This is a genomic window from Thermocrispum agreste DSM 44070 (genome assembly GCF_000427905.1).
Classification (GTDB): domain Bacteria; phylum Actinomycetota; class Actinomycetes; order Mycobacteriales; family Pseudonocardiaceae; genus Thermocrispum; species Thermocrispum agreste.
On record NZ_KE386604.1, the window covers coordinates 74,754 to 87,783 of the forward strand.

At 71.5% G+C, this 13,030-nt stretch carries 9 protein-coding genes; 8 read left to right on the forward strand and 1 reads right to left on the reverse strand.

The window, feature by feature from the left end:
• The first annotated feature begins 84 nt into the window (after nucleotides 1–84).
• Nucleotides 85–930: a hypothetical protein gene (locus YWY_RS0115075; RefSeq protein ID WP_281169012.1), complete on the forward strand. Its 846-nt coding sequence runs from the start codon at nucleotides 85–87 to the stop codon at nucleotides 928–930.
• Nucleotides 927–1,622 carry an IclR family transcriptional regulator gene (locus YWY_RS22235; RefSeq protein ID WP_051310311.1) on the forward strand — a complete coding sequence of 232 codons (696 nt, stop codon included), beginning with the start codon at nucleotides 927–929 and terminating at the stop codon, nucleotides 1,620–1,622. The genes YWY_RS0115075 and YWY_RS22235 overlap by 4 nt, the downstream gene beginning before the upstream one ends.
• Here YWY_RS22235 and YWY_RS0115085 read toward each other — a convergent pair.
• Nucleotides 1,615–2,211 (reverse strand): TMEM165/GDT1 family protein, encoded by a 597-nt coding sequence (locus YWY_RS0115085; protein ID WP_028848295.1) that lies wholly within the window; start codon nucleotides 2,209–2,211, stop codon nucleotides 1,615–1,617. The two genes, YWY_RS22235 and YWY_RS0115085, sit on opposite strands and share 8 nt — an antisense overlap.
• Nucleotides 2,212–3,172: 961 nt before the next feature.
• On the opposite strand from YWY_RS0115085, the gene YWY_RS0115095 reads away from it, so the two are divergent.
• The 6 genes from YWY_RS0115095 to YWY_RS0115120 all read left to right on the forward strand — a co-directional run bounded on the left by YWY_RS0115095 (nucleotide 3,173) and on the right by YWY_RS0115120 (nucleotide 13,012).
• Nucleotides 3,173–3,475, forward strand: a complete 303-nt coding sequence (locus tag YWY_RS0115095) for a DUF4333 domain-containing protein (RefSeq protein WP_028848297.1) — start codon at nucleotides 3,173–3,175, stop codon at nucleotides 3,473–3,475.
• A 12-nt stretch (nucleotides 3,476–3,487) separates the two neighbouring features.
• Nucleotides 3,488–3,916 carry an OsmC family protein gene (locus YWY_RS0115100; RefSeq protein WP_028848298.1) on the forward strand — a complete coding sequence of 143 codons (429 nt, stop codon included), beginning with the start codon at nucleotides 3,488–3,490 and terminating at the stop codon, nucleotides 3,914–3,916.
• Nucleotides 3,917–4,532: 616 nt separating this feature from the next.
• Nucleotides 4,533–5,162, forward strand: a complete 630-nt coding sequence (locus YWY_RS0115105; RefSeq protein WP_028848299.1) for a hypothetical protein — start codon at nucleotides 4,533–4,535, stop codon at nucleotides 5,160–5,162.
• 81 nt (nucleotides 5,163–5,243) lie between these two features.
• Nucleotides 5,244–6,647: a hypothetical protein gene (locus tag YWY_RS0115110; RefSeq protein ID WP_028848300.1), complete on the forward strand. Its 1,404-nt coding sequence runs from the start codon at nucleotides 5,244–5,246 to the stop codon at nucleotides 6,645–6,647.
• A complete protein-coding gene (locus tag YWY_RS0115115) occupies nucleotides 6,644–7,300 on the forward strand; it encodes a class I SAM-dependent methyltransferase (RefSeq protein WP_028848301.1) in 657 nt (218 codons plus the stop codon). Before YWY_RS0115110 ends, YWY_RS0115115 begins: the two co-directional genes overlap by 4 nt.
• A gap of 216 nt (nucleotides 7,301–7,516) precedes the next feature.
• Complete coding sequence (locus YWY_RS0115120) at nucleotides 7,517–13,012, forward strand: ATP-binding protein (RefSeq protein ID WP_028848302.1); 5,496 nt, start codon at nucleotides 7,517–7,519, stop codon at nucleotides 13,010–13,012.
• Nucleotides 13,013–13,030 lie beyond the last annotated feature (18 nt).

A 13,030-nucleotide genomic window follows, 5' to 3' on the forward strand; every position in this document is an offset into this window, starting at 1 on the left:
CGGCCGCGGTGTTCGATAATCGGGCAAGTTGTCCGAATAAAGTACGATACTAGCGTGTCAACCGTGTCGAGCCCAGCGGAAGTCATGCCTCAAGGACCTCGCCCCACGCCGCCCCTGTTCAGCAAGCTGGTGGACGACTCCGCGTTGTTCCCACCCGGCACGGCGAGCATGGCAGAGGCACTGCACAACTACCTGGATGCACGCACCGGGCCGCACGCGGGCGTGCTCGGGTTGTTCCTGTGTCCGGCGTCCCGGTTGCCGGAGCTGATCACCGAATTGATCAAGATCAGGCCGTCCACCCCGCTGCCGTTGTCGTTGATCATCGACACCGGCCTCGGTGGCGTGCCGAAGGCGATCTCCATCGTGGAATCGCGAGCCGAGCTGCTGCACCTGCACATGGTCGAGATGCCCGCGCCGTCGGACGTCGACGAGGTGTGGCTGGAGCGGGTCTCGGAGTTCGTGCCCGAGGACGTGGTGCGGGTGGTCGAGCCACGGCGGGGCAAGGGCTGGCTGGACGGCGTGCGCAACGTGATCGAGCACGGCAGCTGGCCGAAGATCCGCTGCGGCGGGCAGTCCGCGGAGAACTTCCCCAGCGTGGACGAGGTGGCCGACTTCCTTGCGGTGGTCGCGGGCGTCACCGGCGCCTCGTTCAAGGCCACCAACAGCCTGCATCGCGCGGTCCGGCACACCGCCCCGGAGACCGGCATCACCCATCACGGCTCGCTGAACCTGCTGGTGGCGTCGGCGCGCTGCCTGGCGGGCGGTGACGTGAAGGAGGCGCTGGCGTCGACCGATGCGGAAGCGCTCGTCGCCGAGGCCCTCGACCTGTCCGATCAGGCGGCCAAAGCGGTGCGGGAGCTGTTCGCCTGCTACGGCTCGGCCACGTTCGCCGAGACGGTCGCCGACTTCGAGGAGTTGGGGTTGCTGTGAACCAGCCGCCGGCGTCGCTGACGCTGGACCGGGGTCTGGCACTGCTGGAGGCGGTGGCGGACGCCGATGGCGAAGCACGCACGGTTGCCGAGCTGGCCAAGCACATCGGGGTGAGCAGGGCTGCGGTGTACCGGCTGCTCGGCCCGCTGGTGGACCGCGGCCTGCTGTATCGCGACGGTTCCCGGGTGCGGCTCGGCGTCGGGCTGCTCCGGCTGGCTGGCCGGGTCGTGCCGCAGGTGCGTGAGCTGGCCATCCCGGTGCTGCGCCGGCTGGCCGAGGACCTGGGGGCGACCGCGCACCTGTCCGTGGCGGAGGACGACACGGTGCGGGCGGTTGCCGTGGTCGAGCCGTCGTGGACCAGCTACCACGTGGGCTTCCGGGTCGGGTCGACGCACCCGATCGGCCGGGGCGCGGCAGGCAAGGCGCTGACCCACGCCGCGCTGCGTCCCGGCGGCAAGGGTTGGGTGACCAGTGTCGGCGAGTTGGAGGCGGGCGCGCACGGGATTGCCGCCCCGGTGCGCGGGGTGCCGGGTTTCCGGGCCAGCATCGGGGTGGTGTCGCTGCACGCGTTGGACGGCAACGAAGCCGGCCCGCGGGTGATGCGAGCTGCCGCCGACCTGGCGGCCGTGCTCGGCGGCGGTGAGCGGGGCGAGCGCACCGAACGGAAGGATCTGACGGAGACCGTCAGCTGACCGCCTGCACGGTGGCGAGCACCGCGAACGCGGCGAAGGCGCACCCGGCGACGCGTTGCAGCAGCTTGGGACGGATGCGAGCGCTGATCTTGCGGCCCAGGAAGACCGCGATCGTCGCGACGGCGACCAGCGCGCACCATGCGCCGAGCGCCACCGCGACCGGCTCGCCGAAACGGGCCGTCAGCCCAGCGGTGGCCAGCTGGGACGCGTCCCCGAGTTCGGCGGCGAACAGCACACCGAACGAGGTGGTGACGGCACGAAGCATCGACACGCGCGGGCCGGCACGGCTGGCGTCGACCGACTCGTCCTCCCGCTTGACGAAGCTCTCCCGCAGCAGCAGGTAGGCGCCGATGGCGAAGATGGCCGCGACCACGGCGGCCACGACGTTCGCGGGGAGCAGGCTCAGTGCCTGGCCGAACAGTGCCGCCACCACGACGTGCACCGCGAACGCCGCGCTCACGCCGAGCAGAACGGCGCGGGCCGGGTACCGGGTGGTCAGCACCAGGGTGGCGACGAGCGTCTTGTCCGGCAGTTCCACGGCGAAGACCAGCGCGAACGCCGTGGCGAAAGCAAGAAATTCTGCGGACAACTCGTGGCACACCCCTTTCCGTGACGACGGTATAGCCGTTCGGAAAGGGACGCCAGGTGATTGCTGGTGCGAATTGTTTCGTTCGGTGCGGGCAGACCTGTCATTCGATGAACAGCACGATGAATTTCGGTGCACCGAAATTTTGATTTCTCTGAGTCTCACGGGAGTTCGTGCTGGTCAGAGCGTCGTTCGCGGGCGATCCTGTGTGCTGCCCGGGTCCGCCGATGCGCCGCTGGCGGCTGTGTTCCGGGCGGGTTGGTGGTGCGCATCACGAAGGCCGGATCCCCGCTTCGCGTATTTCCTGGGGAAGGCGAAAACGGTGAGATTTATCCGAGCCGGGCACCCGTTGGGGCCGTTACCGGCCGGACGGTACTGGTCGCGCGCGATCCACGCCGCCAGCTGGCCGTGCCGAACCGGAGGACTCGTCCCAAACGCCCGCTGACCCGGGCTCGCGCCGGTGTCCGGCTCGATCGGCTTGCCGACATCGGGCCCGGTGGCGGGTGCGCAGGCTATGCCGCTGCTGGTGGGCGACCTCCGCGTGCGGGCGGCCTGCTGGGGGTGTGGTCGGGGGCGGTGCAACGTGCGCGTCCGCGCGGGCGCAGTGGGCTTTCGCCCGGGCGCGTATGCCGGTGCGCAGTTGGGCGAGCGCTGCCCCGACGGTGGGGCCGCGCGCGCGGGTCTGCTGGCGCTGGCGGGCACGCCGCTCGGCTGACGTTCGATGTGGGCCCTGCGCGGGCGGGCTGCTGGGCGCCGCGCACGGTCGGCATCAGTTCCAGTGCGTGGGCCCCTGCGCGGGCGGGTTTGCTGTGGAGATCGCCTGCTCGCTGGGCGGCAAGCTGCAGGCCCCCCGCACGGGCGGGCCTGCTCCCCAGGGCCGGACGGTCGGTGCCGTCGACCTGGCCGGCCCCCCGCACGGGCGGGCCTGCTGTCCACCCCGGGTCACCGGCGGTAAGTTGACCGCGTGATCGGTCGCGTGGCAGTCACCTGGTTGGTGGCGCTGGCCCTGACCGGCTGTGACTCGGGATCCGAGCGGGTCATCCAACCGGACGAGCTGGCCCGCGGAGTTTCGGCGGCGCTGGACCGGGCAGGCAAGCCGCACGACGACGTGCAATGCCCGGAGAGCGTGCGCGCACAGATCGCCGAGTCGGTCACGTGCACGATGGTGGTCGGGGACGAGCGTTTCGAAGTCACCGTGGTCATCAGGGACGTGCAGGGTGACCAGGCGACTTACGACGTGGACGTCGCGCTGGAGCCGCTGCCCTGACATGATGCGGGCATGAGTGGCAACACCAAGCGCTCGGTGTCCATCACCCGGACCGCGCCCGGCAAGTACGTCGCGACCAACGCCAGGGGCGGCAAGCTCGAGTTCGGGTCGGGCCGGGATTCGGACCAGTTCACGCCCGTGGAGCTGCTGCTGACCGCGATCGCCGGCTGCACCGCCATCGACGTCGACACGGTGACCTCCCGGCGGGCGGAGCCCGAGCAGTTCGAGCTCGTCGCCAGCGGCGACAAGATCAAGGACGAAGACGGCGGCGGCCGGATGGAGAACCTCGAGGTGGTGTTCCGGGTGCGCTTCCCGGAGGGCCCGGACGGTGACGAGGCGCGCGAGCTGCTGCCGAAGATGGTGGCCAAGTCCCACGACAAGTGGTGCACCGTGAGCCGCACCGTGGAGCTGGGCACACCGGTCCGCTCCGTGGTGGAGTGACGCGGCCGCCGACCGTGATCGAGGGGGCCGGCCTGAGCCCGGGTGGCGGTGAGATCGGCGGCCGGCCTGAGCCGCATGGCGGTGAGATCGGCGGCCGGCCTGGGCGCGCGGTTTGCCCGTGGCCGGTGCCGTTCGCCGGTGCCATGTCGACCTGGCCGATCGGGCATGTGGCGGCTGGTGGTCAGGGACAGTGGGTCGAGCTCGTGGGCCGTCGGTGCGGACGACGGCGTGGGCAGGCGTCCTGCCGGGAAACAGTCTGCCGTGGTCGAGGCACTGGCCCAGCGTGGCCGCACGGCGGCAATGAACGACGTCGGCCTGCTGGCGACGGATCCCGCAAGCGGCGGCCGTACGGTCAATCGGTCCGGCCGCTCGGGCAGGATTGGTCCAGCACCGCGGTCGGCCTCCGGCACGAGCCCGCCCTCGCCGGGCTTCCCCGCTGACCGACCGACCGGCCACGAACTCGGTCGCGGCAGGTTCGCGCTGTCATGCACCGCCTGACCAGGGCGTACGCGCCCGTCGTCCGACGGTGAGCGGCTTATGCCCGGCCCGCGTCATCGCCCACACCGTTCTGTGGCATGCTGCCGACCGGGTGGCGCGTCACACGGTTGGAGGGCCAGTGGAGGACGAAGCCCAGCTCGCATGCCATGAGCTCCTGCTGCGCCTGGCCGGCAGGCTGCCGGACGAGTACCTGTGGCGCTACCGCGACTGGCTCGCCGAAGGCGCCATGGGCGTGCTGGCCAGGACCCTGCCCAAGGCGCTGCTCCGGCACGACATCGACCTGGAACCCGACGAGCACCGGCTGCTGCGCGCCGCCCTGCTGCCGCACGGTGCCGACCCCCACCTGGTCAGTTCGGCACTCGGGGTGGACGACACTCCCGAAGGGCGGTACACATTCACAGAAACCGCACCCGATCGGTGGAACGTCGTCGACTCGGTGACCGCGGTGATCGGTGCGGCGTTGCGGAAACGCCCGGAGGTCGGCGAAGTCCGGCAGAGCTGGCGGTACCGCACGACGCACGGGGACGGCGACGCCAAGCGGGTCGTCCTGGTCACCGCGACGTCCGGGTGGCCTCGACTGACCGGCGAGCTGCAGCGGGTGGTGCGCATCCTCGGTGACGAGGTGCCGAGCATCGAGGTGTTGCCGCCCGACTGGGCGCTGCCGGGCTATCACCGGGCAGCGATGGAGCGGTCGCGCAAGGTCAGCGTCGGCGCGGCGACCGCCAGGCACCCGGTCGGTGCCGCGTGAGGCGCCGCCGGGTGCGACGGCCTTCGGGAGGCCGACGGGTGGCAACGGGCTCGCCGCTCGTGGGCCGGAGGGAGGACACGGATGGTGGAGGGCAACGAGCCGGCAGCTCTGTCGCTGCGGCTGCATCGAGTGCTCCTCGGACTCGCCGGCCGGCTTGACGACACCGCGCTGAGCCAGGCGCGGCGGCTGGCCGCGCGGGCACGGACCGGGGAAGCCGCGGAACTGATCGGCGGCGCGCTGATCGCCGGCGACATCCCGGTGCGTCCCGAGGAACAGCGCGAGCTGGCAACCGTCCTCACCGCGTCCGGGGCCGAGGAGTGGTTCGCCACCCAGCTGCGGGTCGGTGACGTGCCACCGATGGAGCACCGGTTCAGCACCACCGACGCGGTTGCCATGGGCGTGGCCGAAGCGCTCGAGGTGGTCGTGCAGCGCATGCCGGACGTCCGGGGCGTGTACGTGGTGTGGCGCAACACCGTGGCCGGTACGACGCCCGGTCCGATACCGCAGCGAGTGGTGCTGGCCGAAGTCGGGCCCGAAGGCAGCGCCGTTGCCACGGCGTACCGGATGGACAGCGCCCTGCGCCGGGCCGGGATCCCGGCCGTTGTCGAGGTGCTGGAGGCGGACGCGCCCTGGCCGGAGTATCACCGCCAGGCGGTGCGGGCAGCGATACGCGTGGCCGGTGCTACCGGTGCCGGCTACGACACCTACTCCGGATACGAGCCTTCCTACCGCGACGACCGACGCGAGACGGCTGGCGACGCGATGAGTTCCGTGCCGGAGACCGCGAGCCACGAATACCCCAGCTGGCCTTCGGTGCCCGAACACGGCAGCGAGTCCGCGGCGACGGAAGCGTCGCCCCACGATTCCGGGTCGGCGCTGTGGCCGTCTCACGGGGAGTCCCTGGGCGGCGGCTCGGCCGCCGCGTCGGCGGCGTCGCGGCCGTCGTCGCGCGAGAACGTCGACGTACCCGCCCAGTACGGCGAGTCTTCCTGGACTGCGCAACCGTCGGAGACCGGTGCCGCCGACACCAGGAACGACGGCGATCTCGAACCGGGCGAGCTGTTCTGGCCGCAGGCCGATGCCTCCGTGAGCCAGTCCGCGGCATCCGTGACGACGGTGCAAGCGGCCGAGCCGGCGGAAGACGAGGACGACGGGGTGCCGCCGGAGACCAGGGCCGAGCAGACGTCCGAGATGAGTGCCGCCGAGCAGGAGGCGCTGCGTGCCGCCCTGGCGGAGACGGCGGAGCCGTCGGACGAGCGCGCCGAGAACAGCGCCGAGCAGACCACGGTCACCGCGGACAGCGTGAACGCCCCGACCAGGGTGACCGAACCGGCGGTGGCGTTCCCGCCGAAGGATCTGGACAATCCGCGGCTGAGCGAGCGGGACCGCGAGCTGCTGCGGGAGCTGCACGAGGAGCTGGCCAAGCGTGAACAGCAGTCGGCGCAGGTGCGGCTGAACGGTTGGGACCCGGGGATGCCGCGATGACCGATCCACGCGCCTGGATGAACAGGATCGCCGCCGAGCACCAAGGCGACTACGTCGAGCTGTTCGAGAAGGTCTACGCGGCGGCGGCCGCGGGCGAAGGCGAGGTCCCGTGGGCCGAAGTGGCCGACCGGCACCGGGTGCTGCGCGAGTGGGCCGCCGAACGGAAGCTGGACGGTACCGGCAAGAAGGCGTTGGTGGTCGGCTGCGGCTACGGCCACGATGCCGAGTTCGTCGCCACGTTGGGTTACGACACCACGGCGTTCGACGTCTCCCCGACGGCCATCGACGTCGCCAAGAGCAAACACCCCGATTCGCCGGTGACCTACACCGTGGCGAACCTGCTGGAAGCGCCCGCCGAGTGGTCCCAGGCGTTCGACCTGGTGGTGGAAATCGCCACGGTGCAGGCGCTGCCACGGTCGATGCGCCGTGAGGTCACCGACGCCATCGCCGGGTTCGTCGCGCCGGGCGGCACGCTGCTGGTGATCGCCAAGAAGCAGCAGGGGCCGATCACCGAAGGCCCCGGGCCGTGGCCGCTCACCAGGGAGGAACTGGCGGCGTTCGGCGAGGCCGGGCTCGTCGAGGTCCGGGTGCAGGACCTTTCCGCCGCGCAGACGTCCGGCGAAGGCCGCTGGCTGGCCGAGTTACGGCGCTGAGAACGGGCGATCACGGGCCAGATCACTTTGGAGGAACCCTCCAAAGGACGGCCACGGAGCGTGCATATGCTCCCCATTGGTCGACCGGCCGGCATGCAGCATGCTGGCTAGTCGGTGCGCCGGCGGCGATGCCTGTCGGCGCACGTGCGAGGAGAACGGACGTAGTATCCGTTCGCCAAATCGTCCGCATCGAGTGCCATCCAGGAGGCTGCCCCGGTGTTCCGTCGAGTCGCCATCGTCAACCGGGGAGAAGCCGCAATGCGGCTCATCCATGCGGTTCGTGAGTTGAACGCGGAGACCGGGGCCGGGGTCGAAACGGTCGCCCTCTACACCGACGCGGAAAGCGCGGCGACGTTCGTCCGGGAGGCCGACCACACCTACGCTCTCGGTCCGGCGGCGAACCGGCCCTATCTGGATCTCGCGGTGCTGGAGCGCGCGCTGGTGGAGACGGGCGCGGATGCCGCGTGGGTCGGCTGGGGCTTCGTGGCGGAAGATCCCGCGTTCGCCGAGCTGTGCGACAAGCTCGGGGTGACGTTCATCGGCCCGAGCGCCGAAGCCATGCGCACGCTGGGCGACAAGATCGGCGCCAAACAGCTCGCCGAACGGGTCGGCGTGCCGGTGGCGCCGTGGAGCGGCGGCCCGGTGGACGACGTGGCGGCGGCCGTGGCGGCGGGCGGCCGTATCGGGTACCCGCTGATGCTCAAGGCCACCGCGGGCGGTGGCGGCCGCGGCATCCGGGTGGTGCGGAACGAGGCCGAGCTGATCGAGGCGTTCGAGCGCACCTCGGCGGAGGCGAAGCGGGCCTTCGGCTCGGGCGTGGTGTTCCTGGAGCGCCTGGTGACCGGTGCCCGGCACGTCGAGGTGCAGGTCGTCTCGGACGGCGAGACGGCGTGGGCCATCGGGGTGCGGGACTGCTCGGTGCAGCGGCGCAACCAGAAGGTGATCGAGGAGTCGGCGTGCCCGCTGTTGGAGCCGAAGCAGGTCGCCGAGCTGAAGGCGTCCGCGGAGCGGCTGGCGGTGGCGGTCGGTTACCGCGGCGCGGCCACCGTGGAATTCCTGTACCAGCCGGAAGAGCGGCTGTTCGCTTTCCTCGAGGTCAACACCCGCCTGCAGGTCGAGCACCCGATCACCGAGGTGACCACGGGATTCGACCTGGTCAGGGCGCAGCTGCGGATCGCAGCGGGGGAGAAGTTGACCGGCACGCCGCCCGCGGAGTCCGGGCATGCCGTGGAAGCCCGGCTCAACGCCGAGGACCCGGATCGGGACTTCGCCCCCGCCCCCGGACGGGTGGTGCGGCTGGAGCTGCCCGCAGGCCCGGGCGTCCGGGTGGACACCGGCTTCTCCGAAGGCGACGTGATCCCCGCCGACTTCGACTCGATGATCGCCAAGATCATCGCCTACGGCCCGACCAGGGAGATCGCGCTGGCCAGGCTGCGGCGCGCGCTGGCGGAGACCACGGTGATCATCGAGGGCGGCGTCACCAACAAGAGCTTCCTGCTCGATCTGCTCGACCAGGACGCGGTGGTGCGGGCCACGTGCGACACCGGGTGGATCGACCGGGTGCGCGCCGATGGTGGGCTGGTGGCCGACCGGCACGCGGGCGTGGCCCTGGCCGCCGCGGCCATCGAGGCGTACGAGGAGGCCGAGCGCACCGAGCGGCAGCGGTTGCTGTCCACCGCGCACGGCGGCCGCCCGCAGGTGCGGCACGAGGTCGGCCAGGCCATCGATCTGAAACTGCGGGGGAACACCTACCGGCTGCGGGTGGCGCAGGTCGGCTCGCGGCGCTTCCGGGTCGCCGTGGAGTCCGGCAACGGCGAGCAGACGGTGGACGTGGAGGTCGAGCGGTACGACAGCAGCGTGGGCCGGCTGACCGTGAACGGGCGCGGCTTCCGGGTGGTCACCGGCACGCACGGGCCGATCCACCTGGTGGAGGTCGACGGGGTCACCCACCGGATCAGCCGTGACGAGGGCGGCGTGGTGCGCTCCCCGGCACCTGCCCTGGTGGTGGCCACCCCGGTGGCGGCCGGTGCCCAGGTCGACGCGGGCGCGCCGGTGGTCGTGCTGGAGTCGATGAAGATGGAGACGGTGCTGCGCGCACCGTTCGCCGCCACGGTCACCGAGGTGCTGGTTTCCGTCGGCGCGCAGGTGGAGACCGGTGCCCCGCTGCTGCGCATGGAGCCCGTCGGGGACGGGGCGGCCGTGGAGGAGGCCGGCCCGGCAGCGGGGTTGGAGTTCCCGCCCGCACCGCAGCCGGAGATGCGCGAGCGGGCCGAGCAAGCGCTCACCGACCTGCGCAGCACCTTGCTCGGCTACGACGTCGACCCGGCGGACGTCGGCAATCTGCTCGACGCCTACTCCCGCGACCGCGCCGAGCTGGGCCCGTCCGGCCTGCTGGCCGCCGAGATCGACCTGCTGAACCTGTTCGCCGACCTGTCCGAGCTGAGCCGCAACCGGCCGGGCAGCACGGAACCGACCGAGGTGCGGGACCCGAGCATGCCGGGTAGCTGGGTGCACAGCCCACGCGAGTTCTTCCACCGCTACCTGCAGAGCCTGGACACCGAACGGGCCGGGGTGCCGCAGTGGTTCACCGACCGGCTGGCGAAGGTGCTCGCGCACTACGGCGTGCACAGCTTCGAGCGCACCGAGGCGCTGGAGGAGGCGGTGTTCCGCATCTTCCTGGCGCAGCGTCGGGCCGCGTCGGACGTCGCGGTGGTGACCGCCATCCTGCGCCGCTGGCTGGTCGAGCCGCCACCAGGGGAGGACCTGAAGTACGCGGCGGGCGAAGCGCTCGAGCATCTGGTCGAGGCCACCCAGCTGCGTTTCCCAGTGGTCGGCGACCTGGCCAGAAGCGTGGTCTTCCGCTGGTTCGCGCAGCCGCTGCTGCGGCGCAAACGGGCCGAGATCTACGCCGGGGTACGGGCGCACCTGCGGTATTTGGACGCGAATCCGGACGCGCCCGACAGGGCGGAGCGGATAGCCGCCATGGTGGCGTGCCCGGAACCGCTGGTCCGGCTGCTCGGGCAGCGCATCGCCCGGCCAGGTGGCGACGTCGGGCCGCTGCTGGAAGTGATGACGCGGCGCTACTACCGCGAGGTCGAGCTGGACGACCTGCGGGTGGAGACGGTCGATCGGTTCCGGGTGGTGCACGGCCGGTACCGGCTGGACGGCCGGGACCAGCGGGTGGTCGCCACGGCGGCCGATTTCGAGCTGCTGACCAACGCGCTGGCCGCGGCCGAGGTGGAAGCCGGGGACGACCTGGCGGTCGACCTCTACGCGGCGTGGGCGGATCAGCCGGACGACCAGGACGAGCTGGCGGCGGCGGTCCGCGCGGTGCTGGTCCAGGTCGGCTGGCTGCGCCGGGCGGGCCGGATCACGGTCTCGGTGGCCGGCCGCGCCGGGGACGTGCACCATCACCAGTTCACGTTCAACCGCGCCGAGGACGGGTCGCTGGTCGAGGACACCCTCATCCGCGGCATGCACCCGATGGTGGCGCGCAGGTTGCAGCTGCAGCGGCTGGCGCATTTCGACCTGACCAGGCTCCCGTCCGCCGACGAGGACGTCTACCTGTTCAAGTGCGTGGCCAAGCAGAATCCGGCCGACGAGCGGTTGATCGCGATGGCGCAGGTGCGGGACCTGACGCCGCTGCGGGACAGTGACGGCAGGCTGATCACGCTGCCCGCGGCGGAAGGTGCGCTGGCCGCGTGTCTTGCCGCCATCCGCAGCCACCAGGCCGAGCGGTCCGCCAAGAGCAGGCTGGACACCAACCGGGTGCTGATCTACTGCTGGCCGCCGAGCGACCTGAGCCTGGACGAGCTGCGCGGCATGGTGCACCGCGCGGCGCCGTCGACCGCCGGTGCGGGCATCCGCGAGGTGATGTTCGTCGGGCAGCAGCGCAACCCGGACACCGGCGAGCTGAAGCCCGCCGCGCTGCGCATCGCGGCCAAGCCGGGCGCCGGCCTGCTCATCGACATCATCGACCCGCCGACCGAGCCGATCACTCCGCTGGACGACTACGCCCAGCGGGTGCTGCGGGCGAGCCGGCGGGGCACCACGTATCCGTACGAGATCACCGGCATGCTGGCGGGGCCGCACGGCTCCTTCGTCGAGTACGACTTCGACGAGCACGGCGAGCTGGTCCCGGTGGACCGCCCGCCGGGCCAGAACACGGCCGCGATGGTCGTCGGCGTGGTCACCACCCCCACCGAGCGCTACCCGGAGGGCGTCAAGCGGGTGGTGCTGCTGGGCGACCCGACCAAGGCGCTGGGTGCGCTCAGCGAGCCGGAGTGCTCCCGGGTGGTCGCCGCCATCGACCTGGCCGAGCGGATGCGGGTGCCGGTGGAGTGGTTCGCGGTGTCCGCCGGGGCGAAGATCTCGATGGACTCCGGCACGGAGAACCTCGATTGGGTCGGTAGGGCGCTGAACCGCATCGTCCGGTTCACCCAGGCCGGCGGCGAGATCAACGTGGTGGTGGCCGGGATCAACGTCGGCGCGCAGCCGTACTGGAACGCCGAGGCCACCATGCTCATGCACACCAAGGGTGTGCTGGTGATGACGCCGGACTCGGCCATGGTGCTGACCGGCAAGCAGTCGCTGGACTTCTCCGGTGGTGTCTCGGCCGAGGACAACTTCGGCATCGGCGGCTACGACCGGGTGATGGGACCGAACGGTCAGGCGCAGTACTGGGCCAGGAATCTCCCGGCCGCGCGCGACGTGCTCATGGAGCACTACGACCACACGTACGTGATGCCGGGCGAGCGGTGGCCGCGCCGGGCCGCCACGTCCGACCCGCACGACCGGGACATCTCGTCGTTCCCGCACGAGGCGCCGGGCAGCGATTTCCGCACGGTCGGGGACATCTTCTCGGCGGAGGCGAACCCGGACCGGAAGAAGCCGTTCGACATCCGCACGGTGATGCGGGCGGTGGCGGACCAGGACCACCCGCTGCTGGAGCGGTGGGCGGGCATGGCCGACGCCGAGACCGCCGTGGTGACCGACACCCACTTGGGCGGGTACCCGGTGTGCCTGATCGGGATCGAGTCCCGGTCGGTGCCGCGGCGCGGGTTCCCGCCGACCGACGGGCCGGACACCTACACCGCGGGCACGCTGTTCCCGCAGTCGTCGAAGAAGGTCGCGCGTGCCATCAACGCGGCGAGCGGCAATCGTCCGGTGGTCGTCCTGGCCAACCTCAGCGGCTTCGACGGCTCGCCGGAGTCGATGCGCAAGCTGCAGCTGGAGTACGGCGCGGAGATCGGCCGGGCGGTGGTCAACTTCTCCGGTCCGATCGTGTTCTGCGTGATCTCCCGCTATCACGGTGGCGCGTTCGTGGTGTTCTCGAAGGCGCTGAACCCGAACATGCAGGTGCTCGCGGTCGAGGGGTCGTTCGCCTCGGTCATCGGTGGTGCGCCCGCGGCAGCCGTGGTGTTCCCGGGCGAGGTCAACAAGCGCACGGCGGCGGACCCGCGGGTGAAGGACCTGGAAGCCCGGGTGGCCGAGGCCAGCGGGGCCGAGCGGGCGGCGCTGTCCAGCGAGCTGGCGGACCTGCGGGCGTCGGTGCGGGCGGAGAAGCTGAGCGAGGTGGCGGCGGAGTTCGACGCGATCCACAGCATCGAGCGGGCCGTTCGGGTGGGCTCGGTGGACCGGATCATCAAGGCGGAGCGGCTGCGGCCGGAGCTGATCGCCGCGGTGGAGCGGGGTTTGCAGGACCGTTCGTGACGGCCGTGACGGATTCGT

Bases quoted from the DNA above. Each gene is read 5' to 3' on its own strand.
- YWY_RS0115075 (WP_281169012.1), top strand. From the start codon at position 85: ATGCCTCAAGGACCTCGCCCCACGCCGCCCCTGTTCAGCAAGCTGGTG.
- YWY_RS0115100 (WP_028848298.1), top strand. From the start codon at position 3,488: ATGAGTGGCAACACCAAGCGCTCGGTGTCCATCACCCGGACCGCGCCC.
- YWY_RS0115110 (WP_028848300.1), top strand. From the start codon at position 5,244: ATGGTGGAGGGCAACGAGCCGGCAGCTCTGTCGCTGCGGCTGCATCGA.
- YWY_RS0115115 (WP_028848301.1), top strand. From the start codon at position 6,644: ATGACCGATCCACGCGCCTGGATGAACAGGATCGCCGCCGAGCACCAA.